Origin of the sequence: Streptomyces sp. NRRL S-118, assembly GCF_000716335.1 — a bacterium.
Lineage (GTDB): Bacteria > Actinomycetota > Actinomycetes > Streptomycetales > Streptomycetaceae > Streptomyces.
The window spans coordinates 210,398-234,560 of record NZ_KL591013.1; the positions used below are offsets into that span (position 1 = coordinate 210,398).

Annotated in this window: 23 protein-coding genes; 8 read left to right on the plus strand and 15 right to left on the minus strand. The window is 71.7% G+C overall.

Annotation, left to right across the window (positions count from 1 at the left end):
* The first annotated feature begins 172 nt into the window (after positions 1 to 172).
* Both IH00_RS0122310 and IH00_RS0122315 read left to right on the plus strand, forming a co-directional pair.
* Complete coding sequence (locus tag IH00_RS0122310) at positions 173 to 1,459, plus strand: PTS transporter subunit EIIC (RefSeq protein WP_031076306.1); 1,287 nt, start codon at positions 173 to 175, stop codon at positions 1,457 to 1,459.
* Between the two features lie 228 nt (positions 1,460 to 1,687).
* Positions 1,688 to 2,953: a PTS transporter subunit EIIC gene (locus tag IH00_RS0122315; protein ID WP_031076308.1), complete on the plus strand. Its 1,266-nt coding sequence runs from the start codon at positions 1,688 to 1,690 to the stop codon at positions 2,951 to 2,953.
* 41 nt (positions 2,954 to 2,994) lie between these two features.
* On the opposite strand, the gene IH00_RS0122320 is transcribed toward IH00_RS0122315, so the two are convergent.
* On the minus strand, positions 2,995 to 3,747 hold the full coding sequence (locus tag IH00_RS0122320; protein ID WP_031076310.1) for an MBL fold metallo-hydrolase: 753 nt from the start codon (positions 3,745 to 3,747) through the stop codon (positions 2,995 to 2,997).
* A 174-nt stretch (positions 3,748 to 3,921) separates the two neighbouring features.
* Between IH00_RS0122320 and IH00_RS0122325 the strand changes: the two genes are divergently transcribed.
* Positions 3,922 to 4,383, plus strand: a complete 462-nt coding sequence (locus tag IH00_RS0122325) for a type II toxin-antitoxin system PemK/MazF family toxin (protein WP_031076312.1) — start codon at positions 3,922 to 3,924, stop codon at positions 4,381 to 4,383.
* Positions 4,384 to 4,450: 67 nt separating this feature from the next.
* Here IH00_RS0122325 and IH00_RS0122330 read toward each other — a convergent pair whose 3' ends face one another.
* The 7 genes from IH00_RS0122330 to clpS all read right to left on the minus strand — a co-directional run bounded on the left by IH00_RS0122330 (position 4,451) and on the right by clpS (position 9,101).
* Entirely contained in the window at positions 4,451 to 5,401 is a 951-nt protein-coding gene (locus tag IH00_RS0122330; RefSeq protein WP_031076314.1) for a PLP-dependent cysteine synthase family protein, read from the minus strand.
* A gap of 15 nt (positions 5,402 to 5,416) precedes the next feature.
* Positions 5,417 to 5,695, minus strand: a complete 279-nt coding sequence (locus tag IH00_RS0122335; protein WP_031076315.1) for a MoaD/ThiS family protein — start codon at positions 5,693 to 5,695, stop codon at positions 5,417 to 5,419.
* Positions 5,696 to 5,805: 110 nt separating this feature from the next.
* Positions 5,806 to 5,922, minus strand: a complete 117-nt coding sequence (locus tag IH00_RS45275; RefSeq protein ID WP_324615797.1) for a putative leader peptide — start codon at positions 5,920 to 5,922, stop codon at positions 5,806 to 5,808.
* Positions 5,923 to 6,009: 87 nt separating this feature from the next.
* Complete coding sequence (locus IH00_RS0122345; RefSeq protein WP_031076317.1) at positions 6,010 to 6,432, minus strand: M67 family metallopeptidase; 423 nt, start codon at positions 6,430 to 6,432, stop codon at positions 6,010 to 6,012.
* A 91-nt stretch (positions 6,433 to 6,523) separates the two neighbouring features.
* Positions 6,524 to 7,948: an amino acid permease gene (locus IH00_RS0122350; RefSeq protein WP_031076319.1), complete on the minus strand. Its 1,425-nt coding sequence runs from the start codon at positions 7,946 to 7,948 to the stop codon at positions 6,524 to 6,526.
* A 269-nt stretch (positions 7,949 to 8,217) separates the two neighbouring features.
* On the minus strand, positions 8,218 to 8,796 hold the full coding sequence (locus IH00_RS0122355) for a DUF2017 domain-containing protein (protein WP_031076321.1): 579 nt from the start codon (positions 8,794 to 8,796) through the stop codon (positions 8,218 to 8,220).
* Positions 8,796 to 9,101: an ATP-dependent Clp protease adapter ClpS gene (clpS, locus tag IH00_RS0122360; RefSeq protein WP_031076323.1), complete on the minus strand. Its 306-nt coding sequence runs from the start codon at positions 9,099 to 9,101 to the stop codon at positions 8,796 to 8,798. The genes IH00_RS0122355 and clpS overlap by 1 nt, the downstream gene beginning before the upstream one ends.
* Before the next feature lie 104 nt (positions 9,102 to 9,205).
* Here clpS and IH00_RS0122365 point away from each other — a divergent pair, with 104 nt between their 5' ends.
* Positions 9,206 to 10,534: a nicotinate phosphoribosyltransferase gene (locus IH00_RS0122365; protein ID WP_031076325.1), complete on the plus strand. Its 1,329-nt coding sequence runs from the start codon at positions 9,206 to 9,208 to the stop codon at positions 10,532 to 10,534.
* A 127-nt stretch (positions 10,535 to 10,661) separates the two neighbouring features.
* On the plus strand, positions 10,662 to 11,249 hold the full coding sequence (locus IH00_RS0122370) for an isochorismatase family protein (RefSeq protein WP_031076327.1): 588 nt from the start codon (positions 10,662 to 10,664) through the stop codon (positions 11,247 to 11,249).
* A 238-nt stretch (positions 11,250 to 11,487) separates the two neighbouring features.
* On the opposite strand, the gene IH00_RS0122375 is transcribed toward IH00_RS0122370, so the two are convergent.
* From IH00_RS0122375 to IH00_RS0122385, 3 genes are all read right to left on the minus strand, one after another.
* The gene (locus IH00_RS0122375; protein WP_039947293.1) at positions 11,488 to 11,820 is read right to left on the minus strand and encodes a hypothetical protein; all 333 of its coding nucleotides are present in this window, start codon (positions 11,818 to 11,820) and stop codon (positions 11,488 to 11,490) included.
* Positions 11,821 to 11,943: 123 nt separating this feature from the next.
* Positions 11,944 to 14,394, minus strand: a complete 2,451-nt coding sequence (locus IH00_RS0122380; RefSeq protein ID WP_031076330.1) for an immune inhibitor A domain-containing protein — start codon at positions 14,392 to 14,394, stop codon at positions 11,944 to 11,946.
* 238 nt (positions 14,395 to 14,632) lie between these two features.
* On the minus strand, positions 14,633 to 17,044 hold the full coding sequence (locus IH00_RS0122385; protein ID WP_039947294.1) for an immune inhibitor A domain-containing protein: 2,412 nt from the start codon (positions 17,042 to 17,044) through the stop codon (positions 14,633 to 14,635).
* Positions 17,045 to 17,277: 233 nt separating this feature from the next.
* Here IH00_RS0122385 and IH00_RS0122390 point away from each other — a divergent pair, with 233 nt between their 5' ends.
* The gene (locus IH00_RS0122390; protein ID WP_031076332.1) at positions 17,278 to 17,556 is read left to right on the plus strand and encodes a hypothetical protein; all 279 of its coding nucleotides are present in this window, start codon (positions 17,278 to 17,280) and stop codon (positions 17,554 to 17,556) included.
* On the opposite strand, the gene IH00_RS0122395 is transcribed toward IH00_RS0122390, so the two are convergent.
* Together IH00_RS0122395 and IH00_RS0122400 are read right to left on the minus strand one after the other, a co-directional pair.
* A complete protein-coding gene (locus IH00_RS0122395; protein ID WP_031076334.1) occupies positions 17,542 to 18,288 on the minus strand; it encodes an RDD family protein in 747 nt (248 codons plus the stop codon). The genes IH00_RS0122390 and IH00_RS0122395 overlap by 15 nt on opposite strands.
* Positions 18,289 to 18,520: 232 nt before the next feature.
* Complete coding sequence (locus IH00_RS0122400) at positions 18,521 to 19,891, minus strand: RDD family protein (RefSeq protein ID WP_031076336.1); 1,371 nt, start codon at positions 19,889 to 19,891, stop codon at positions 18,521 to 18,523.
* Between the two features lie 232 nt (positions 19,892 to 20,123).
* On the opposite strand from IH00_RS0122400, the gene IH00_RS0122405 reads away from it, so the two are divergent.
* Positions 20,124 to 20,555 carry an SsgA family sporulation/cell division regulator gene (locus tag IH00_RS0122405; RefSeq protein WP_031076339.1) on the plus strand — a complete coding sequence of 144 codons (432 nt, stop codon included), beginning with the start codon at positions 20,124 to 20,126 and terminating at the stop codon, positions 20,553 to 20,555.
* A gap of 10 nt (positions 20,556 to 20,565) precedes the next feature.
* On the opposite strand, the gene IH00_RS0122410 is transcribed toward IH00_RS0122405, so the two are convergent.
* Entirely contained in the window at positions 20,566 to 20,949 is a 384-nt protein-coding gene (locus IH00_RS0122410) for a VOC family protein (RefSeq protein WP_031076340.1), read from the minus strand.
* Positions 20,950 to 21,065: 116 nt separating this feature from the next.
* Entirely contained in the window at positions 21,066 to 22,433 is a 1,368-nt protein-coding gene (locus IH00_RS0122415) for an FAD-binding oxidoreductase (protein WP_031076342.1), read from the minus strand.
* A 97-nt stretch (positions 22,434 to 22,530) separates the two neighbouring features.
* On the opposite strand from IH00_RS0122415, the gene IH00_RS0122420 reads away from it, so the two are divergent.
* Positions 22,531 to 24,141: a tetratricopeptide repeat protein gene (locus IH00_RS0122420; RefSeq protein WP_078887899.1), complete on the plus strand. Its 1,611-nt coding sequence runs from the start codon at positions 22,531 to 22,533 to the stop codon at positions 24,139 to 24,141.
* Positions 24,142 to 24,163: the final 22 nt, after the last annotated feature.

Consider the following 24,163-nt stretch of genomic DNA (forward strand, 5'->3'; position numbering starts at 1 on the left):
AAGAGCACTGAGCGCTACTCGGCCCACCTAGGTCTTTCGTCACCGTAACGCACGGTTGGCCCATCTTCGCAGGCACATGACCGGCTCGTACCGAAGGATGACGATCACCAGCGCCTACCATATCGCAACTGGTCTACACCAGTCTCCCAGCGGGGGCACGAGGAGGACGCCGATGAGTTCGCAGAGCGCGGCCCCGCCGAGGCCGAGCCGGTGGTCGGGTGTCTTCCAGGGGCTGCAGAAGATGGGCCGCAGCCTCCAGCTCCCGATCGCCGTGCTGCCCGCGGCGGGCATCATCAACCGCCTGGGCCAGCCGGACGTCTTCGGCGCGGAGGGCGCCGGCTGGACGGACGTCGCCAGGGTGATGGCGGGCGCGGGCGGCGCGCTGCTCGACGCCGACCTCGGTCTGCCGCTGCTGTTCTGCGTGGGTGTCGCGATCGGCATGGCGAAGAAGGCGGACGGCTCCACCGCACTGGCGGCGGTGGTCGGCTTCCTGGTGTACCGGGGCGTGCTGCGCGCCTTCCCTCAGGACTGCCCGCCGGGCACGACGGACCTCAACGGCGGGTGCCTGGCGCCGGACGACATGTTCGTGGCGTACACGTACGAGAACCCGGGTGTCTTCGGCGGCATCGTCATGGGACTGCTCGCGGCGTGGTTCTGGCAGCGTTACCACCGGGTGAAGCTGGTGGACTGGCTGGGCTTCTTCAACGGCCGCCGGCTCGTCCCGATCATGATGTCGTTCGTCGGGATCGCCTTCGCCGTGGTGTGCCTGTGGATCTGGCCGCCGATCGGCGACGCCCTGGAGAGCTTCAGCGACTGGCTGGTGGGGCTCGGCGCCTGGGGCTCGGGCATCTTCGGCGTCGCCAACCGCGCGCTGCTGGTGATCGGCCTGCACCAGTTCCTGAACGTGCCCGTCTGGTTCCAGTTCGGCAGCTACACCAAGCCGGACGGCACGGTCGTCCACGGCGACATCACCATGTTCCTGGCGGGCGACCCGGAGGCCGGGCAGTTCACCACCGGCTTCTTCCCGATCATGATGTTCGCACTGCCCGCCGCCGCCCTGGCCATCACGCACTGCGCCAAGCCGCACCGCCGCAAGGAGGTCGGGGGCCTGATGCTGTCGGTGGCGCTGACGTCCTTCGTCACCGGCATCACCGAGCCGATCGAGTACTCCTTCCTCTTCATCGCCCCGGTGCTCTACGCGATCCACGCGCTGCTGACCGGGGTGTCGATGGCGGTGACGTGGGCGTTCGGGGTGAAGGACGGTTTCAGCTTCTCGGCCGGTCTCATCGACTACGTCATCAACTGGGGTCTGGCGACGAGGCCGTGGCTGATCATTCCGATCGGGCTGGTCTTCGCGGTCCTGTATTACGCGATCTTCCGCTTCGCGATCACCAGGTTCGACCTCCAGACCCCCGGCCGTGAGCCGGAGGAGACGGAGACGGACGTGACCAGGCCGTAGCCGCGAGCGCCGCGCGGAGACGCGGAAGGGGCCCCGACCTGCTCAGGTCCGGGGCCCCTTCGGCGTTATCAAATCGCAAGTTCCTTATCTAACCCTCACCGTGCTACAACAGGTCTACACCAGTTAATGGTGTAGACCACGCGGCGTTGCGCCGCGTTGCTTGAGACGCCGCCGTCCCCCGTACGACACCACTGTCCTGGGCGGCGCCTTGCCCCTGGGAGGAACCTGATGTCCACGGCCAGCGCCGCCCCCGCGGCGGAGAAGAAGAAGGGCGCCGGCGCGATGGCTGTCCTGCAGCGCATCGGCCGCAGCCTCATGCTGCCGGTCGCCGTGCTGCCGGCAGCCGCGCTCCTGGTCCGCTTCGGTCAGCCCGACATGCTCGGCCGGGAGTCCTTCCCGACCTTCATCACCAAGATCGCAGGGTACATGGCCGCAGGTGGTGGCGCCCTGCTCGACAACATGGCGCTGCTGTTCGCCGTCGGTATCGCGATCGGCTTCGCGAAGAAGTCCGACGGCTCGACCGGTCTGGCGGCCGTCGCCGGCTACCTCGTCTTCAAGAGCGTCCTGGGCACCTTCACGGACAGCAGCCTGCCCAAGAAGGAAGCCATCGTCGACGGCAAGATCGTCATGGTGGAGCAGGCGGTCGACGCCAAGGTCCTCGGCGGTGTGGTCATGGGCCTCGTCGTCGCCCTGATCTACCAGCGCTTCTACCGCACCAAGCTGCCGGACTGGCTGGGCTTCTTCGGCGGCCGCCGTCTCGTCCCGATCCTGTCGTCCTTCGCCGGCCTGGTCATCGGCATCGTCTTCGGCCTGATCTGGCCGTGGCTGGGCACGGGGCTGCACAACTTCGGTGAGTGGCTGGTCGGCTCCGGCGCCGTCGGCGCGGGCATCTTCGGTGTCGCCAACCGCGCCCTCATCCCGGTCGGCATGCACCACCTGCTGAACTCCTTCCCGTGGCTCCAGGCCGGCGAGTACAACGGCAAGAGCGGCGACATCGCCCGCTTCCTCGCCGGTGACCCGACCGCCGGACAGTTCATGACCGGCTTCTTCCCGATCATGATGTTCGCCCTCCCGGCGGCGTGCCTCGCGATCGTCCACTGCGCCCGCCCCGAGCGCCGCAAGGTCGTCGGCGGCATGATGTTCTCGCTCGCGCTGACGTCCTTCGTCACCGGTGTGACCGAGCCGATCGAGTTCACGTTCATGTTCATCGCCCCGGTGCTGTACGCGCTCCACGCGGTGCTGACCGGTGTCTCCATGGCGCTCACCTGGGCGCTGGGCATGAAGGACGGCTTCGGCTTCTCCGCCGGCGCCATCGACTTCCTTCTCAACCTGGGCATCGCCTCCAACCCGTGGGGCCTGGCCCTGGTGGGTCTGTGCTTCGCGGCGGTCTACTACGTGGTCTTCCGCTTCGCGATCACCAAGTTCAACCTTCCGACGCCGGGCCGTGAGTCCGACGAGGAGCTGGCCGAGCTCCAGAAGGCCGAGGCCAAGTAAGCACCTCCTGAGAAAGGCCCCCGGTCACCCGGGGGCCTTTTTCACACCTCGTACACCGCGCCCGCCCGCGCGAGCTCCGACGGGCCGTCGTAGACGGCGCGCGCGTCCGCCAGGTTGCGCTCGCCGTCGGTCCACGGCGGGATGTGCGTGAGGACCAGCCGCCGCGCACCGGCCCGGGCCGCGTGCGCGCCCGCCTCGCGGCCGTTCAGGTGGAGGCCCGGGATGTCCTCCTTGCCGTAGGTGAAGGACGCCTCGCAGAGGAAGAGGTCCGTACCGTCGGCGAGGACGTCCAGCTCGTCGCACACACCGGTGTCACCGGAGTAGGTGATCGACTTCCCGCCGTGCTCGATCCGGATGCCGTACGCCTCGACCGGGTGGCACACCTTCTCCGTACGGACGTGGAAGGGGCCGAGGTCGAAGGAGCCGGACTTGAGCGCGTGGAAGTCGAACACCTCGCTCATCGACGTGTCGGACGGCGTGTCCGCGTACGCCGTGGTCAGCCGCTGTTCGGCGCCGTCGGGGGCGTACACCGGGAGGGCGGCGCAGCGGCCGCCCTCGTGGCGGTAGTAGCGCGCGACGAAGTACCCGCACATGTCGATGCAGTGATCGGCGTGCAGGTGGCTGAGGAAGATCGCGTCCAGGTCGTACAGACCGATGTGGCGCTGCAGCTCGCCCAGGGCGCCGTTGCCCATGTCGAGGAGCAGCCGGAAGCCGTCGGCCTCGACGAGGTAGCTCGAGCAGGCCGATTCCGCGGACGGGAACGACCCGGAGCAGCCGACGACGGTGAGCTTCATGGAGCGAGAACCTCCGTGGACGGGAGCGGGGGACGCTGACGGGGGGAGGTCGTGCGGTTTACCGAGCGTAAGGCGCGGTGGCGCGGGTCGCTCCTTCGCAGTGCCCCGTTGTGGGGGAACTCACCTGTGCTGTCACCGGTTCGGGCGGAGCACGCGCTTGTAGCGTTCTGACGCATGGACACGTCCTGGTGGCCGGCGCTCGGCGCCGTCGTGGTGATCGCACTGGTGGCGGCCGTGACCGACGGCCGGTTGCGCAGCCGCCGTCCGGGGGGCCGTACGCGCCCCCCTGGCCGTCCGCCGGGGCGGCCGGGCGGTGTGCCGGCGCGGCGGCCGCGGGCGGGCGAGATCTGGTGGGCCGACGTGCCGTACGAGGACGGGCCGGGCTCCAAGGACCGCCCGTGCCTGGTCCTGGCGGTACGGGACGGCACGGCGCGCGTCGCCAAGATCACCAGCCGCTACCGGGAGGGCCGGCCGGGGCTGATCGCCCTGCGGCCGGATGCGGTGGGCGACGCGCGGGGCCGGCCGAGCTTCCTGGAGCCGGACGAGCTCCGCGACGTCCCGCTGGCGCGGTTCCGCCGCCGGGTGGGCGAGGTGGACCCCCTCGTATGGGACCGGGTGCGCCACCTGTCCGCCTAGCCCGGCATGGCCCGGCCCGGTGCCGTCGCCGGACCGGGGGCGGCGGGCGCCGCCCCGCTGCCGGGCGTCAGGCCCAGAGCTGGCCCTGGAGGGTGGCGATGGCCTCTTCGGTGGTGGCGGCCGTGTAGACGCCGGTCGAGAGGTACTTCCAGCCGCCGTCGGCCACGACGAACACGATGTCCGCGCTCTCGCCGGCCTTGACCGCCTTCTTCCCGACGCCGATCGCGGCGTGCAGCGCCGCGCCGGTCGAGACGCCCGCGAAGATTCCTTCCTGCTGGAGGAGTTCCCGGGTACGGGTGACCGCGTCGGCCGAGCCGACGGAGAAGCGGGTCGTGAGGACGGAGGCGTCGTACAGCTCGGGGACGAAGCCCTCGTCGAGGTTCCGCAGCCCGTAGACGAGGTCGTCGTAGCGCGGCTCGGCGGCGACGATCTTCACGTCCGGCTTGTGCTCGCGCAGGTAGCGGCCGACGCCCATCAGTGTCCCGGTGGTCCCGAGCCCCGCCACGAAGTGGGTGAGGGACGGCAGGTCGGCCAGGATCTCGGGGCCGGTCGTCGCGTAGTGCGCGCCCGCGTTGTCGGGGTTGCCGTACTGGTAGAGCATCACCCAGTCGGGGTGCTCGGCGGCGAGTTCCTTGGCGACCCGCACGGCCGTGTTGGAGCCGCCGGCGGCCGGCGAGGAGATGATCTCGGCGCCCCACATCGCGAGCAGTTCGCGCCGTTCCTGCGAGGTGTTCTCGGGCATCACGCAGACGATGCGGTAGCCCTTGAGCCTGGCCGCCATCGCGAGGGAGATGCCCGTGTTGCCGCTGGTGGGTTCGAGGATGGTGCAGCCGGGGGTGAGCCGGCCGTCCTTCTCGGCCTGCTCGATCATGTGCAGGGCCGGCCGGTCCTTGATCGAGCCGGTCGGGTTGCGGTCCTCCAGCTTGGCCCAGATGCGCACCTCGTCCGAAGGGGACAGGCGCGGCAACCGGACCAGCGGGGTGTTGCCGACCGCGGCGAGGGGGCTGTCGTAACGCATCGGCGCCGGCGCCGCTCAGCGCATGCCGCCGGCGACGGCCGGCAGGATCGTGACGTTGTCGCCGTCGGACAGCTTGGTGTTGATGCCGTCGAGGAAGCGGACGTCCTCGTCGTTCAGGTACACGTTCACGAACCGGCGCAGCTCGCCGCCGTCGACGATGCGCTCCTGGATGCCCGCGTGCCGGGTCTCGAGGTCGGCGAAGAGGTCGGCGAGGGTCGCTCCGCTGCCCTCGACGGCCTTGGCGCCGCCGGTGTAGGTGCGGAGGATGGTCGGGATGCGGACCTCGATGGCCATGGCGTGGGCTCCTGTCGGAAGGGCGGGCGGGGCGAAAGGCGGTGGGGCGGGCGTGCTGCGTGCGCGCGGACGGGCGCGGCGAGGTGCGGGGTGGTGCGCGGTCGGGCCGGTCAAGCGGCGGCGCAGCGCGGACACATGGCGCTGGCGAGGCGGCACAGGTCGACGTGCAGCCGCGCCACGAGCAGCGGGGTGCCCGGCGTCTGTTCGCTCACGTCGATGGAAACCATGCGGTCATCGTATCGATTCCCGGTCCGGGTTCCCGAGTGTGATCTCGCATGACGGACGTTTTGCGCCCGTCATGCGAGACGGGCGCCTCAGTAGGCGTCGACGACCTCGACCTCTTCCTCGGCGATCTCGCCGTCCACGATCCGGTACGAGCGGAACTGGAAGGGCCCCGCCCCGTCGGTGTCCGCCGTGGAGACGAGCACGTAGTGCGCGCCGGGCTCGTTGGCGTACGAGACGTCGGTCCGCGAGGGGTAGGCCTCGGTGGCGGTGTGCGAGTGGTAGATGACGACCGGCTCCTCGTCGCGGTCGTCCATCTCGCGGTAGAGCTTCAGCAGGTCGCCCGAGTCGAACTCGTAGAAGGTGGGCGAGCGGGCGGCGTTGAGCATCGGGATGAAGCGTTCGGGGCGGCCCGAGCCGGCCGGGCCCGCGACCACGCCGCAGGCCTCGTCCGGGTGGTCCTCGCGTGCGTGCGCGACGATCTGGTCGTAGAGGGCCCGTGTGATGGTCAGCATGGGCATCAGGATAAGCGGAGGGGCCCGCCCGTACCGAGGGTTGGTACGGGCGGGCCCATATGCTGGACGGCGCCGGGAGGCGTCCGCGGTTCTACCGCTTGAAGGACGCGTTCTCCGGGTTGCGCGCCTTGAGCACCAGGTAGGACACGCCCAGGATCAGGGCCCACAGCGGGGCACAGTACAGCGAGACCCGGGCCTCCTCGTCGACGCCCATCATCACGATGACGCCGAGGATGAACAGCAGGGCGAACCAGCTGGTGTAGGGGGCGCCGGGCGCCTTGAACGAGGACTGCGGCAGCTCACCGCGGTCGGCCCTGGCCCGGTAGCGGATCTGCGAGACCAGGATCATGATCCAGGCCCACATGCCGGAGATGGTGGCGAACGAGACGACCTTCTCGAAGGCGTCGCCGGGCCACTGGTAGTTGATCCACACGCCGACCAGCATCAGCCCGGCCGAGAAGGTGGTGCCGATCAGCGGCGTGCCCGACTTCGTCAGCCGGGTGAAGAGCGCCGGGCCCTGCCCGTTGAGGGCGAGGTCGCGCAGCATGCGGCCGGTGGAGTACATGCCCGAGTTGCAGGAGGACAGGGCGGCGGTCAGCACCACGAAGTTCACGATCGCGGCGCCGACGCCGAGGCCCATCTGCTCGAAGGCGGCGACGAACGGCGAGACGCCGGGCTGGAAGTGCGTCCACGGCACGACCGACAGGATCATGATCAGCGCGCCGACGTAGAAGACGGCGATGCGCCACGGCACCGTGTTGATGGCCTTGGGCAGGGTCTTCTCGGGGTCCTTGGACTCACCGGCGGTGACGCCGACGAGCTCGACGGCGAGGAAGGCGAACATCACGATCTGCAGGGTCATGACGGTGCCGCCGATGCCCTTGGGGAAGAAGCCGCCGTCGGCCCACAGGTGGGTCACGGAGGCGGTGTCGCCCGCGTCGGAGAAGCCGAGGGTGAGGATGCCGGCGCAGATCAGGATCATGCCGATGATGGCGGTCACCTTGACCATCGAGAACCAGAACTCCAGCTCGCCGAAGAGCTTCACGGAGATCAGGTTCGCGCCGTACAGGACGATCGTGAAGACGAGGGCGGAGACCCACTGCGGGATGTCCCACCAGTACGTCATGTACGTGGCGGCCGCGGTGACCTCGGTGATGCCGGTGACCACCCAGAAGAGCCAGTAGGTCCAGCCGGTGACGAAGCCGGCGAAGGGGCCGACGAACTCGCGGGCGTACTCCGAGAAGGAGCCGGAGACCGGTCGGTACATGAGCAGCTCGCCCAGGGCCCGCATGATGAAGAAGATCACGAGGCCGGCGATGGCGTACGCCAGGATGAGGCTGGGGCCGGCCTTGGAGATGGCCTTGCCCGCGCCGAGGAAGAGCCCGGTGCCGATGGCTCCGCCGATCGCGATCATCTGGATCTGACGGGCGCCGAGGCCTCGCTGGTAGCCCTCGCCGTCGGCGGCCGCGGCCTTGCCGGACGCGTTGTCGTGCTGGTCGACCTGCATTGAGGTCATGGTTCTGGTGCGCCTTTCTCCACGCTGATCCCCCCGGATATGGATGGAGTGCCACCGGCGGTCCGCCGGCCCGAGCGCACCCGGGGACATGGGTGGCGTTCCCGGGCGATCGTGAAGATTTACCACGATCGCACTCGTGATCGAGATGGAGGAAAGCAGGCCAAAAAGCCCCTCTTTCAACCAAAGAGGGGCGTCTTGGTAATCTGATCGTTATGCGGATCTGAGCGTCCGCTGAGCGAACATGATCGCCGCGGTGGACCCGGCGAGGGTCAGGGCATCAGCGTCTCGACGAGCGTCTCCTGCAGTGCACCCAGCCAGAGGTACGCCATCACCATCGGCTTGCGCGGGTCGGAGTCCGGCAGCCGGTAGAGGTCGTCGTTCTCGTCCTCGTCGGTGACCTCCAGCCGGGTGCCGATGGTCAGCCGCAGATCGTTCAGCGCGCCGAGCCAGTGGCGGGAGTCCTCGGCGGACAGCTTCAGCACCGCGCCGCCCTCCCCCGCCACGCCGAGCGCGTCGAGGCTCCGCACCACGGCGACGGCGTCCTGGCGCTTGCGGGCGCGCAGATCGTTCTCGGTGAAGCGGCGGAACTCGGCGGAGGCGGCGCGCAGCTCCTCGTCGTCGTCCGCGTACGCGTTCGGGAAGAGCCGGGCCAGCGCCGGGTCGGCCGGCGGCTCGCTCGGGCCGTCGCGGAACAGCGCGGCCAGCGGGTCCTCACCCTGGGCCGGCTGGTCGCCGGGGCCGATCAGCTCCAGCAGCTGCACCGCCAGGGAGCGGAGGATGGAGACCTCGACCTCGTCGAGGGGGACGGCCGCGCCGCCGCCCGGCAGCGCCTCGAAGTGCCCGCTCATCAGCCGCGGTCCTGGGAGAGCGTCGCCCACAGCCCGTACCCGTGCATCGCCTGCACGTCTCGCTCCATTTCCTCGCGGGTGCCGCTGGACACCACGGCCCGGCCCTTGTGGTGCACGTCGAGCATCAGCTTGTGCGCCTTGTCCTTGGAGTAGCCGAAGTACGCCTGGAACACGTACGTCACGTAGCTCATGAGGTTGACCGGATCGTTGTGCACGATCGTCACCCACGGCACGTCGGGTTCGGCGACGGCGAACGACTCTTCGGCCGCTTCGGGGCGTTCGATCTCAGTAGGAGCAACACTCACTCAGCCAATGCTGCCACTGGGGGTGGGGGGTCGCACAAACCGGCCGGGCAAACGGCGTTCAGAGAAATCGTCACTCTGACGAGTATTCGGGGTAGCATCGTCGTATGAATGCTGCGGATCTTGGGCTGCCGGTGGACGTGCCGTCTACCGCGCTCTTCACCGACCAGTACGAGCTGACCATGCTCCAGGCGGCGCTGCGGGGCGGGACCGCCGACCGGCGCTCGGTCTTCGAGGTCTTCACCCGGCGCCTGCCGGAGGGCCGCCGCTACGGTGTCGTGGCCGGCACCGGCCGCGTCCTGGACGCCGTGGAGAACTTCCGCTTCGACGCGGGCGTCCTCGGGTTCCTGCGCGAACACGGCATCGTCGACGAGCCGACCCTCGCCTGGCTGGCGGACTACCGCTTCAGCGGGGACATCTGGGGCTACCCCGAGGGCGAGGTCTACTTCCCCGGCTCGCCGATCCTGCGCGTCGAGGGCTCCTTCGCCGAGTGCGTGCTGCTCGAGACGGTGGTCCTGTCGATCCTCAACCACGACTCGGCCATCGCGGCCGCCGCCTCCCGGATGTCCTCGGCGGCCGGCGGCCGGCGGCTGATCGAGATGGGCGCGCGCCGCACGCACGAGCTGTCCGCGGTCGCCTCGGCCCGCGCCGCGTACGTCGGCGGCTTCGACTCCACCTCCGACCTGGCGGCCGGCTTCCGCTACGGCATCCCGACCGTGGGCACGTCCGCGCACGCCTTCACGCTGCTGCACGACACCGAGCGCGACGCCTTCCGCGCCCAGGTGGAGTCCCTGGGCCGCGGGACGACGCTGCTGGTCGACACGTACGACGTCGCCGAGGCGGTGCGCACCGCCGTGGAGGTGGCCGGGCCCGAGCTGGGCGCGGTGCGCATCGACTCCGGCGACCTGCTACTGGTCGCGCACCGGGTGCGCCAGCAGCTGGACGAGCTGGGCGCGCGCGACACGCGGATCATCGTCACCTCCGACCTGGACGAGTACGCCATCGCCTCGCTGGCGGCCGCGCCCGTGGACGCGTACGGCGTGGGTACGCAGCTGGTCACCGGCAGCGGCCACCCCACCTGCTCCATGGTGTACAAGCTCGTCGCCCGCGCCGAGTCCGCGGACCCGCGGGCCCCGCTGCAGCCGGTGGCGAAGAAGTCGCTGGGCGGCAAGATGTCGATCGGCGGCCGCAAGTGGGCCGCGCGGCGCCCCGGTGCGGACGGGACCGCCGAGGCGGAGGTCGTCGGCACGGGCCCGGTCCCGCCGGAGCTCGCCGGCCGCCAGCTCCTGGCCGAACTGGTCAAGGGCGGCGAGATCGTGGCCCGCGAGCCGCTGGACGCGGCGCGCGAGCGGCACATCGCGGCGCGCGCGGGGCTGCCGATGTCGGCCACGCAGCTCTCGCGCGGCGAGCCCGTCATCCCGACGGAGTACCTCTGACCGGCGACCGCCGGCGGGGCGGTCCGCCGGGCCCCCTCCCGCCGGGCGGGCGAAGTCTCTAGGCTCGGTGGCATCCCCGACCGAAGCCGGCCGTCGACCGCTCCCCCACCACCGAAGGACACCCGCCATGCACCGCGCATTGATCGTCGTGGACGTTCAGAACGACTTCTGCGAGGGCGGCAGCCTCGCGGTGGCGGGGGGCGCGGACGTCGCCGCCGCCATCACGGACCTGATCGGCGAGGCCGCCGGGGCCGTGTACCGGCACGTGGTGGCCACCCGGGACCACCACGTCGACCCGGGCGGCCACTTCTCCGAGACCCCCGACTACGTCAGCTCCTGGCCGCGGCACTGCGTGGCCGGTACGGAGGGCGTGGGCTTCCACCCGAACTTCGCCCCCGCGGTCGCCTCGGGCGCGATCGACGCGGTCTTCGACAAGGGCGCGTACGAGGCCGCGTACAGCGGCTTCGAGGGCGCGGACGAGAACGGCGTCCCGCTCGCGCGGTGGCTGCGCGAGCGGGAGGTGAGCGAGGTCGACGTGGTGGGCATCGCCACGGACCACTGCGTGCGCGCCACGGCGCTGGACGCGGCCCGCGAGGGCTTCGGAACCCAGGTGCTCCTGGACCTGACGGCGGGCGTCTCCGCGGAGACCACCCAGCGCGCCCTGGACGAGCTGCGCGCGGCGGGCGTCGAACTGACCGGCAAGCCGGTCGTCTGACAGCCCGAGCCGCAGGGAGCCGCGCCGGTCCGGCAGGAGCCGGGAAGGCCCCGGGGTCTGTCGTGTGGATCGGGCTGGATCGGGCTGGATCGGGGAGTGGCGTCCGGCGCCGTGCATCGCAAGGCGGAGGAGGGAGCCACTACGGAGCATGGGCGACCGACGACAACGCCGCGAGGTGCGGTGTCCGGACACCACGAGCCCAGCANCACGAACCCAGCAGGATCCACACGAGAGGCCCCTAGGCGCCCCGTGGAGCTTCCCAGGCGCGGGACTGCGGCAGGAGGGCCCGGATCGGGTGCCAGAGCTCCGTGCCGGCCTGCGGGGAGGCCCGCCACAGCAGGCCGTCCGGGTGGTGGAGGACCGCGGTGATCTCGTCGGGGGTCGGCGGGTGGGTGTTGCCCCGCAGGTAGACGGCGCGCAGGCCCAGGTTCCGCAGCCGGGTCAGGGCGCGGGCGCGGTTGGCCGCGTGGACCAGGATCCGCACCGTCGAGCCGTCGCCGACCGGGCTGGGCAGGCCGATCGCGACCACGACGTTGCCGCCGGGCAATTTGGTGAAGCCTCCACCGGGCATGCTGAACCACTCCCCCGTGAGATGGTCTGTCAATAGGAACGGGCCCCCACGCACCTAAACAGAATCGGCCGCCGCCCGCTAGGGGGCGACGGCCGATCATGCTCTGACCTGCGACGACAGGGTCTACTTCGTCGACGGGCCGACCTGGACCGTGATCGTGCGGCCGTTCTTCGGCTGCTTCACGATCGAGATCCTGGTGTTGGTGTCAGTTACCTTGACACCCGCACGCGCGGTCTCCTCGTACCAGTAGACGCCCTTGCGGTCGTCGAAGACCGGGACACCGGACTGGCTCTTGATCCGCAGCGGCACGTCGGCCTTGTGCAGCGAGAAGCTGTCCGTCCGGTACCGGCTGAAGGGCGAGTCGAACGCCTGGATCCGGTTGCGCAGCAGCGTGCCGTCGGCCCACTTCATGGGCTTGGCGTGGGCGTCGATCGGCAGGATCAGGCCCTCGCCGGGGTGGACGGCGGTGTTGTTGTCCTTCTGGGAGGTGTCCCACTGCCAGATCAGCAGACCGGTCTGGTACGGGTAGTGCTCCACCCAGCTGTCCTTCGGCGCGGCGAAGCCGAAGTTGTACGGGCCGACCTTCAGGGTGCCGTCGTACGAGACGTACTGCCGGTTCTCGGCGATGTAGTACTGCTCGTACTCGTTGGTGAAGGAGGCGCCGATCCGGGAGAAGCCCTTCGCGGTCCAGCCGTTGTCACCGTTCTCGGCGTTGTCCGAGAAGACCGGGGCACCGTCCGCCGTGAGCGTGATGGCGTCGGCCGTGAAGCCCTTGCCGCCCGCGCCGCCGTCGGTCTGGTAGCGGAAGCGGAGGTCGACCTTCTTGCCCGCGTACGCGTCGAGCGGGAAGGCCAGCTTCTGCCAGGAGCCGGAGACGTCCGTCAGCGCCGGGGCGCCGCTCGCGTCCGCCGGGATGGCCTTGCCGTTCGCCGTGCCGGCGAGCGCGGTCCACTGCTTGCCACCGTCGGTCGACACCTCGGTGTAGAGGTAGTCGTAGTCCTTCTCGATGTCCCACCAGGCGTCGAGCGTCAGCTCGGCCTTGGTCCTGCCGGTGAGGTCGACCGAGCGGGTGAGGGTGTTCTTGAGGTCGTCACCCATGTCGCTCCACCACTGCGTGGCGCCCTCGGCGGGCTTCACGACCGGGGTGGTGACCTTCTTCTTCGGCAGCTCGACGACGAGGGCCTGCGGGTTCTTGGTGTTGTACTCCGAGACGCCCAGGGTGTGCTTCGACTTGGTCGCCGCCTTGGCCTTCTCGTAGTTCAGCCAGCCGAGCTGCAGCTTGTCCCACGACGTCATGTCGCCGGGCATGTCGCCGATCTCGTTCTTGCCGAGGCCGAGCCAGGAGCCGGACGACATCAGGGACCAGAAGCCGGTCGAGTTCTCTGCGCCCGCCTTGCCGGAGGTGTCGTACAGGTCCGGCAGGCCGAGGTCGTGGCCGTACTCGTGGGCGAAGACGCCGAGGCCGCCGTTCTCCGGCTGCATCGTGTAGTCGCCGACCCAGATGCCGGTGCTGCCGATCTGGGTGCCGCCGGCCTTGTTGTTGGCCGGGCCGGTCTTGCCGGCGTCGGTGCCGTACGCGTACCAGCGGTGGGCCCACAGCGCGTCGGAGCCCTGGGCGCCGCCGCCCGCGGACTCGTCCTCACCGGCGTGGACGATCTGGAAGTGGTCGATGTAGCCGTCGGCCTCGTTGAAGTTGCCGTCGGCGTCGAAGTCGTAGCGGTCCCACTGGTCGTACTGGGCCAGCTGCGCCTTGATCTCGGCGTCGGTCCTGCCGGCCGCCTTCTGCTGCGCGGTCCACGCGGTCACACCGTCGCGGACGGCGTCCCACACGTTGGCGCAGTTGCTGTTGCCGCAGTAGTTGGAGCCGTAACGGGCCTCGTTGTACTCGACCTTGACCCAGTCGGAGACGGCGCCGTCGACCGAGTAGCGGCCCGACGAGGTCCTCTCGTAGTAGGTCTTCAGCGAGTGCTTCTGCTGGCCGGTCTTCTTGTCCTTGCCCGTACCGAAGTACAGGTCCTGGAAGTGTTGCCGGTTGTAGTCCTTCTGCCAGGCCGTCGAGTTGTCCTTCGAACGGTCCGGCTCGGCTATCCGGTTGTGCAGCGGACCGGGCGTGCCGCCGAACTTCGGCTTCGGCTCGGTGGTGTCGTCGTCCGCACGGTCGACGAGCGTCGTGTTGTCGACCTTGTCGCCGAACTCGACCAGGATGGTGAAGATCTTGTCCGTCTTCTCACGGCCCAGCTCGACGTACTTCTTGTCGTCGAGCTTGACGACCTTGGAGGCACCCCTGCGCTCCACCTTGAGGTCGCCGGCCAGCACCTGCTCCAGCGCGGCCTCGCGCGCCTGGGCCTGCTGCTTGCTGAACGGGCCGTCGAGGTCGTGGTCGACCTTCGCGGCGTGGTCGTGCCCCGGGGCCCCGTGGGCCTCGTGTGCGCCGGGCGCCGGGTCGTGGCGCTCGATGCCGTCGGTGGGCCGGTTGTCTGCCTGGGCCGTGGTGAGGGCCGAGGCGGTCGCGGCGGTGGCGGCCAGGGCCACGATCACCGCGGACGCCCTGAACGCGCGTCGTCTGCTGGTCACTTAATGTCCTCCCCGCGCCCGCGATCCGCGGATGGGGGGTCGAAGTGTTATCCGCGTGCGGAGTCGCGCCATAAGTGACGACATTCGACCGGATGAACGGGAGAAAAGACAGATCTTGACTTGGACAGACCAAGCCACTATGCGCCACGCGTGATCCGCATTCCGGACGAACCGAGCGGCCGCCACCCGGAGTTCGGGTGGCGGCCGCCCGGCGGGAGCAGACGCAGGTCAGCGGGTCTCACGGTACCGAAGGACCCACCTCCACGGTGAGGGTGGCGCCGTTCCCCGGCTGCGCGACGATCGCGATGCGGGTGTTCGTGTCGGTGGTGCGCACACCGGCGTACCGGTTCTCCGCGGACCAGTACACGCCCTTGTGGTCATCGAAGACCGGATTGCCCTTCTGCGGCGGGATGTACAGCGGTACGTCCTGCTTGTGCAGGGTGAATCCGGGCGTCGGGAGGCGGCTGAACGCCGCGTCGTACGGGGTGATCTTGTTGGACACCGGCGTGCCGTCCGTCCACCGCATCGGATCCGGGTGGGCGTCCACCGGCAGCAGCAGTCCCTGCCCCGGGTGCTCGGAGACGTTGTTGTTGCGCTGCGAGGTGTCCCACTGCCAGATCAGCAGGCCCGGCCCGTAGGCGTAGTGCTCGACCCAGTTCTCCCTCGGCCTGCCGAAGCCGAAGTTGTACGGCCCGACCTCCAGGGTCCGGTCGTACGAGACGTACTGCCGGTTCTCGGCCAGGTAGAACTGCGCGAACACCCCGGTGACCGACTCGCCCACCCGCGAGAACCCGCGCGCGACCCATGTGGTGCCGGCGCTCTCGGCCCCGTCCGCGACGAGCGTGACCCCGTCCGCCGTGACGGCGATGCCGTCGGCCGCGAAGCCCATGCCGGACACGCCGCCGTCCGTGCGGTAGCGGAAGCGGATGCCGATCTCCTGGCCGGTGAACGCGTCCAGGGGGTACACCAGCTTCCGGTACGCGCCCGACACACCGGTCAGCGCCGGCTTGTCGCCGCCGTCGCGCGGGATCGGCCGGCCGTCCGCCGTGCCGTCGATCGTCCGCCAGCTCGCGCCGCCGTCCGTCGAGACCTGTGCGTACAGGTGGTCGTAGTCCTTCTCGATGTCCCACCAGCCGTCGAGGGTCAGCGCCGCACGGGTCCGGCCGGTCAGGTCGACCGGGCGGGCGAGGGTGAGCGTGTGGGAGAGGTCGTCGCCGTGGTCGCTCCACCACTGGCGTGCGCCCTCGGCCGGGCGCACCACGGTCGTGGTGACGGTCTTCTCCGGCAGCTCCACCACCAGCGCCTGCGGCCGCTTCGTGTTGAGCGCCGAGACGCCCAGCGTGTGCGTGGACGCGGTCGCCGCCTCCGCACGTTCGTAGTTCAGCCAGCCGAGCTGGAGCTTGTCCCAGGCGGTCATGTCCCCCGGCAGGTCCCCGATCGACTCCTTGCCGGTGCCCAGCCAGGACCCGGACGACATCAGCGACCAGAAGCCGACCGAGTTCTCCACGCCCGGCACGTTGCTCGTGTCGTACAGGTCCGGCAGGCCCAGGTCGTGCGCGTACTCGTGGGCGAAGACGCCCAGGCCGCCGTTCTCCGGCTGCATGGTGTAGTCGCCGACCCAGACGCCGGTGTCGGCGACCGGCACCCCGCCCGCCTTGAACCCCGCCGGGCCCCGGTCGCCGTCGTCCCTGCTGTACGCGTAGCCGCGGTGCGCCCACAGCGCGTCGGAGCCCTGGGCGCCGCCGCCCGCCGAGCCGTCCTCGCCGGCGTGCACGATCTGGAAGTGGTCGACGTAGCCGTCCGGCTCCTCGAAGACCCCGTCGTTGTCGTGGTCGGTCCGGTCCCACGCGTCGAACCGCGCCATCTGCTCCGCGAGCTGGGCGTCGGTGCGGCCCGCGGCCTTCTCGCCGGCCACCCAGGCGGCCACCCCGTCGCGGACCAGGTCCTCCACGTTGGGGCAGTTGTTGTTGCCGCAGTAGTTGGAGCCGTAACGGGCCTCGTTGTACTCCACCTTCACCCAGTCCGAGACCTCGCCCTCGACGGAGTAGCGGCCCGACGAGGTCCGCTCGTAGTACGTCTTGAGCGACTCGACGCCGTCGCCCTCGCCGAAGTACAGGTTCCGGAAGTGCTCACGGTCGTAGTCCGGGCGCCAGTCGGTCGAGTTGTCCTTCGTGCGGTCCGGTCGCGGTATCCGGTTGTGCAGCGGGCCCGGTGTACCGCCGTACTTCACGACCGCCGGCTCGGGGCCGCCCGGGCCGTCCGGGTCGTACATCGTGGAGTCGTCCACCCTGTCGCCGAACTCCACCAGGATCGTGAAGATCCGGTCGGTGCGCTCACGGCCCAGCTCGACGTACTTGCGGTCGCCGAGCCTGACCACCCGCGAGCCGCCGCGCCGCTCCAGCCTGGCGCGGCCGGCGAGGAGTTGCTCCAGCGCGGCCTGTCGCTGCAGCCGCTGCCGGGCGCTGTAGGGGCCGTCGATCACGTGTCCGTCGTGCTCGCCCTCGGCGGTGCCGTGGGCGGCGTCGTCGTGGGCGCCCGCCGGGGCCGCGGCGGGGGGCGGTCCGGTGGCGGGCGGGGGCTCCGGCACCGGGGCCGCCGCCAGCGTCAGCAGCACGGCGGCTGCGCACAACACGCGGGTCCTGTGAGTCACTTGCTGCGGTCCTCCCCTGGGTGAAGTCCATCCCGACGGCGGTTCGCGTCAACGGGCGCCCTGATCCGGCCATCTGGCATAGGCCGTGATTCTGTGCGCCCCCCATGCACCGGTACCGTGGGTTAGGTCACGCTTACTACCGGTTCCTCTCGGGAATCCACCGTCGTAGAGTCGTTGGATAGCGCGACCGAGTTGCGAGTCACTCCTACCGATGCATTGAGGACGGATCCGTCATGCCGCGTCCGACTGCCGCACAGCTCGCCTACGGTTCGGCCACCGTCGTCTTCTCGACCGTCGCCCTGCTGCTGTTCTCCCGCACCACCACCGGGCTCGGCGTCGCGCTCGTCGGAGTGGTCTCGCTCCTGCTGGGTGTCCTGGTCACGCTGAGCGTGCCGGCGCCCCGGAGGGCCCGGGCGGCCGCCGGGACCGCCGCCGACGGGGCCCCGGGCCGGCCGGCCCCGCGGGTGCCGCGCCCGCGTGCTCACGCCGAGGAGCACTCACTGCGTCGTTGAGACGACGACCGTCCTGGCCGCCTTGTCGTGCAGACCCTGCTTGTACGGCTTGTCGAGCAGGATGAGGACCAGCAGCAGCAGCGGCCACAGACAGGCGCAGCAGATCAGCGCGGGCAGCCACAGCACCATCGCCCGCGTCAGCGCGGAGTTCGCGTTCGGCACGCTGCCGTCGTTGAGCATCGCGACCCGCAGACCCATCAGCTGTTTGCCGAGCGTCTGCCCGTTGCGCTTCGCCGTCATGATGGTGTCGTAGGCGACGTACGCCACGATGGAGATGAGCTGCAGGACCCACTGACCGCCGTCTCCCCGCCACACGTCCGCGACGTCGCCGTCGTCGCCCACCCGGTCGTAGATGCGGAACGGCAGCCCGATGAGCGCGAGCGGCACGAAGACGATGAACCAGTCGATGAGCCGGGCCAGGACGCGCTTGCCCGAGTCGGCGAGCGGCGGCATCCCGGCGAGCGGGTCCGCGCCGCCGTACCCGTAGGGGCCGCCGGGACCACCGCCGTAGGATCCGCCGGGACCGCCCGGACCGTAGGGGCCGCCTCCGCCTCCGCCGTACGGCCCGCCGCCCCCGCGGTACGGGTCCGAGGCGCCTCCGCCGTACGGGTTGCCCGGCCCCGGCCCGCCACCGCCCGGTGGAGGCGGAGGGGGCGCCGGTGGCTCCTCCGGTCTCTTGCGGAACGGGTCGTCCTCGGGGGGTGGGCCGGCGGGCGGCGGTTCGTTGCTCATGTGGGCAGTGCAACCCGCCCGCCGAGGCCCCGCAACGGATCACCCGCCGTTCGGGCTAGGGCCTGTCTTCCGGACCAGGCCGGAGCAGGGAGCGGGGTCCGGTGCGGGCGGAAGCACGGCGGAGGAGGGAGCCTCCCCCGGTGCCCGAAGGGCAGCGGGGGAGGATGTGCGCGCCAGGCCGCGCGAGCCCGGCAGGGATCCGGAGGACAGGCCCTGGCGCAACCCCTCCGGGTCAGGTGCCGGCCACGAAGGTGTGCGCGGCCTTGTCGTGCCAGCACTGGCGCCAGGGGCGGTCGATCAGCGCCCACAGCACGTTGACGACACCGATCACGAGGACGCCCAGCACGCTGTAGACCAGCCAGCGGCGCAGCGCGGCTCCGAACGCCGGGGGTTCGTGCGACTCGATGTCCCGCACGTCCAGACCGCAGAGCTTCTTGCCGAGGGTCCGCCCCCACTTGGCGGTCGGCACCGCGTCGTACAGCACGCCGAGCACCAGCAGGGCGGCGAGGGCGATGCCGAAGTACGTCGACGTGGTGCCGTCCACCAGCCAGACGGTGACCGTCTCGCCCGACTGCTTGGCCTGCTGGATCTTGCCGTCGATGTGGTCGAGGGCCTTGCTGACGGACGGCACGGCGACCGCGCCGACAGCCGCGCCGAGGACCACCGTGTCGATCAGCCGGGCCGCCAGCCGCTTGCCGAGGGCGGCCGGGCGGGCGGCGGCCTGGGCCTGGGCCGCCTGCAGGAACGGGTCGTTCACCGGGGGCTTCCACGGGACGACCGGCTGGTCGGGCTGCTCCGGACGGGCGAGCTGGTGCACCTGCTGCGCCCAGGAGGCGGCCCCGCCGCCGGGCCCGTGGGTGACGGGCGTCGCGGGAGCGGGAGCCGGTGCCGGAGCCGGGGAGGGAGCGGGTGCCGGGGACGGCGCGGCGGGCGCGGGCGCGGGCGCCGCGGCGGCGGCGGCCGCCGGGGCGTGCGTCTGCTGCTGGGCCGGGACCTGCGGGGCGCGCGGCGCGTCCGCGCCCGGGGCGCGGATCGTCATGGTGCCCTCGGCCGGCGGGGCCTCCCGGCCCCCGGACCCGGGGTTCCGCGGCGCCGGCTTCTGCGCGCGGATCGTGACCGTGCCGTCGGAGCGGGGCTGCACCTGCCGTACGCCCGGGAGGGCGCCGCCCGTCGGGTCCGGTCCCCCCGCGGGCACCCGCGGGTCGCCCGGCGGCGGCGGAGCCCCCTGGGCGCTCTCCGCACCCCAGGACACCCGGCGGTCGCTGTCGCCGCCGAAGCCGGTCTGGCGCGAGGCGTCGGCCTGCCAGACGGAGGCGGGCTCCTGCTGGGCCGCCGCTTCCGCGGCGGCCTCCTCCTCGTCGAAGAAGACCGGGCCGGTCTCCTCCACGGACGGCGCGGGAGCCGGGGCCTGGGCGGGCACCGGTACGGGCGCGGCCGAGGCGGGCGGCACCGGCGCCGCCTCGCCGTCCTTGGGCGCGGGGCGGCTCGTGCCGGGCACCCAGGCGGCACCGTTCCAGTACCGGATGTACCCGGGGATGGACGGGTCGGGGTAGTAGCCGGGCGTGGGGCTGCCGTCGCCGGTTGCCGGGGTTGGGGCGCTCATCACCGTGGTCCCGTATCTCCTCGAGGCCTCAATTCAAGGCACCACATCTATCAGACCGCCGCGGGCCCACGGACCGGTCCGGCCGCAACCGCCCCCTTCCGGTCACGGACGTGGTACGGAAAGTGATGAGAACTTCTTGCCGCACGTCGCGTAATGACGGGAGGGGAAGCGCCTCTCCACCTGTGCGGGGCCGCTCCAGGACCCCGTACCGGACCACCCCGGAGAACCGGACATGGAGAGAAGGAGCAGGCCCGTGGAGCACACCGCCGTCGAGCGCGAACTGGAACTCACCCTGGTGCTGTCGCCGGAGCGCAGCATTCCCGTGCCGGCCCGGCTGACGTACCGCACGGACGACCCGTACGCCGTGCACATCACCTTCCACGTCGGCTCCGAGCACCCCGTGAACTGGACCTTCGCCCGCGAGCTGCTCGTCGAGGGCGTCTTCAGGCCCTGCGGCCACGGCGACGTGCGGATCTGGCCCACGACCCTCGACGGGCGGGGCGTCGTCCTGATGGCGCTGTCGTCGCCCGACGGGGACGCCCTGCTGGAGGCCCCGGCCATGGCGGTGTCGGCCTGGCTGGAGCGGACGCTGCGGGTGGTGCCGCCGGGCGCGGAGTCGGAGCAGCTCGGCCTGGACGACGAGCTGGCCGAGCTGCTGGCGTGAGAGGGCCGGGTCAGTCCGTCACGTACGTGTGCGTGATGAATTCGATCGAGTGGCCGTCGGGGTCCTCGATGTACACGCCACGGCCCTGGTGGAGGTGGTTGATCCGCCGGGGCTCGTGGTGGTAGGGGTCGGCCCAGTACGGCAGCCCCCGCCCGGTGATCCGGGCGAAGATCTCGTCGAACTCCGGCTCGGAGACCAGGAAGGCGAGGTGCTGCGGGACGATCCGGGGGGCGTCGTCGTCGAGGTAGTCGAGGGTGACGCCGCCCTCCAGGGGGACGCTGGCGAACGGCCCGAAGGGCTTCGGCTCGGGGGCGTCGAGCAGTTCGGTGAGGAAGCGGGCGCCGGCGAAGCGGTCGCGGCTGCGGACGATGGTGTGGTCGAGGCGTGCGGGCACTGCTCTTCTCCTTTGTCCTCGTCTGTCCCTCTGCCCCTCCACGCTAGGCCGCCCGGCCCTCGCCGGACCATCGGACATCGGCCCTAGGGCCGCGGTCGCAGGCGTCCGGCGGGATTTCAGAAGAGTTTGCCGGGGTTGAGGATGCCCAGAGGGTCGAAGGTGCGCTTGATGCCGCGCTGCAATTCCAGGCCCACCGGGCCCAGTTCCCGGGCCAGCCACTCCTTCTTCAGTACGCCGACGCCGTGTTCGCCCGTGATCGTGCCGCCGAGTTCCAGGCCGAGCGCCATGATGGCGTCGAACGAGGCGCGGGCGCGCCGCGATGCGTCGGGGTCGGCCTGGTCGAAGCAGACGACGGGGTGGGTGTTGCCGTCGCCGGCGTGGGCGCAGATTCCGATGGTCAGGTCGTACGCGGCGGCGATGGCGGCCGTGCCGTCGAGCATCTCGGCCAGCCGGCTGCGCGGCACGCACACGTCGTCGATCATCGTCGCGGTGGAGACCGTTTCCAGGGCGGTGAGCGACAGCCGCCGCGCCTGGAGCAGCAGGTCGGACTCGGCGGCGTCCTCGGCCGGGACCACCTGCGTCGCGCCCGCCGCCGTGCACAGCTCGCCGACCGCCGCCAGGTCGGCGGCCGGGTCGGGGGTGTCGAACGCCGCGAGCAGCAGCGCCTCGGTGGAGTCGGGCAGGCCCATCCTCGCGAGCCGGTTGACCGCCCGGATCGTCGTACGGTCCATCAGCTCCAGCAGCGACGGCGTGTGTCCGCTCTCCATGACGGCGCAGACGGCTTCGCAGGCGGCGGCCGCGGACGGGAACTCGGCGGCGAGCGCGAGCTGCCGCGGCGGACGCGGCCGGAGCGCCAGGACGGCGCGCACGACGACGCCGAGGCTCCCCTCGGAGCCGACGAAGAGCCGGGTCAGGTCGTAGCCGGCGACGCCCTTGGCGGTGCGGCGGCCGGTGGTCAGCAGCCGGCCGTCGGCGAGGACGACGTCCAGGCCGAGCACGTACTCCGCGGTCACGCCGTACTTGACGCAGCACAGGCCGCCGGAGGCGGTGCCGATGTTCCCGCCGATGGTGCACGTCTCCCAGCTGGAGGGGTCGGGCGGGTAGTACAGGCCGAGCGCCTCGACCCGGCGGGAGAGGGCGGCGTTGACGACGCCGGGCTCCACGACGGCGATCCGGTCGACCGGGTTGATCTCCAGGATCCGGTCCATCCGCGTGAGCGACAGCACGATGCAGCCGTCGCCGGCGTTGGCCCCGCCGGACAGGCCGGTGCGGGCGCCCTGCGGGACGACGGGCACGCGCAGCGCGGTGGCGGTGCGCATGACGTGCTGGACCTGCTCGACGGTGCTGGGCAGGACCACCACGGCGGGCGTGCCCGCCCGGCAGAAGCTCGCCATGTCGTGGGCGTAGGAGACGGTGACGTCCGGATCGGTGAGCACCGCTTCCGCCGGGAGCCCGGCCCGGAGGCGTGTCAGGAGGTCGTCCATGATCCCAGCCTGGCATCCGGGGCCATCGGTGTGAACCCGTCCGCCGATGCGGTTGGCGTGCGCGGGCGCCCGGTCGTACTGGCGCACAGTGAGCCGCATGAAGTGGCGTACGAAGAGCCGTGCGGACCGCACCGGCCGCAGAAGGCGCACGAAAGCGGAGCGGGTCACGCACACGGTGCTGCTCGCGGGCGCGGGCGCGGTGGTGGCCGGTGCGGTGCTGGTGTACGTCCCGGGCGTCCCCGGCGTCCCGGACGCCCTGCGCGGCGGGGCCGCGGCGCCGCCCGCGCCCGGCCCCGCGGCGCGGGCGCAGGAGGCGGTGCGGACCGGCACCCAGGCGTCGCTGCCCGAGCTGACCGCGCTCATCGGCGACCGCGAGCGGTGGCTGCGGGACCACCCGCGCGACGACGCCTCGTGGGCGGTGCTCGGCACCGCGTACGTGGAGCGGGCCGCGCGCGACGGCGACACCGCCTCGTACGTGCGGGCGGAGAAGGCCCTGAGGCGGTCCCTCGCCGTGCGCGCGGCCGCCCGGGGGAACATCGACGCGCAGCTCGGCATGGCCGCCCTGGCCGGCGCGAGGGGCGACTTCGCCCGGGCGAAGCGGTGGGGTGAGGCGGTACGGCAGCGCGAGCCGCGGCGCTGGCAGGCGCACGCGCTGCTCGTCGACGCCTATCGCGGGCTCGGCGACTACGAGGCCGCCGACAAGGCCGTGGAGCGGCTGCGTGCGCTGAACAAGGGTGTACCGGCGCTGTCGCGGGCCTCCCACGCCTACCGCGACAAGGGCTGGCGCGAGGACGCCGCGGCGCTGGCCTCCGACGCGGTGGCGCTCGCCGCCACCCCCGCCGAGCGGGCGGCGTGCCTCCAGCACCTCGGCGACCTGGCGTGGGAGCGCGGCGAGCCGGCGGAGGCGCTCGCCCACTACGCGCCGGCGCTGCGCCTGGTACCGGGCCACCCGCCGTCGCTCGCCGGCCGGGCGCGGGCGCTGGCGGCGCTGGGACGGGTGGACGACGCGCTGCGGGACTACGCGGCGGTCCTGGCGGAGCGGCCGCTGCCGCAGTACGCGCTGGAGGCGGGAGAGCTGTACGAGTCGCGGGGGCTGGACGGGGACGCGCGTGCGCAGTACCGCAAGCTCCGCGAGGGGGCGGCCGAGGCGCTGGCGCACGGGGTGAACGCGACGCTGGTGCTGGCCCGGTACGAGGCGGACCACGGGGATCCGGCGACGGCGGTGAAGTGGCTGACCGCGGAGTGGGGGCGGGGGCACCGGTCCGTGGACGTGGCGGACGCACTGGGCTGGGCGCTGTTCCGGGCGGGCAAGGAGGAGGAGGCTCTGAAGTTCGCCGAGCTGGCGACGGACCAGGGGGTGCGCAGTGCGCTGTTCGCCTACCACCGCGGCCAGATCGAGCGGGCGCTCGGGCGGTACGGGCCGGCGCGCCGGTACCTGACGCAGGCGCTGCGGACGAACCCGGCGTTCTCGCCGCTGCTGGCGCCGAAGGCGCGGCGGGCGCTGGCCGTGCTGGGCGAGCCGCCGGCGGGCGGGCCGGCGGATGTGCACGGTTCCGCGCCGGCGCCGGCGCGGCCCGCCCCGGGTGCTTCGGCACCCGCGTCCGGGGTGCGCACGTCCCGCCCGGATGTGCACGGTTCCGGGCCGGCGCCGGCGCGGCCCGCCCCGGGTGCTTCGGCACCCGCGTCCGGGGCGCGCGCGTCCCGCTGAGGCGGTTCTCCACCGGTGGTGG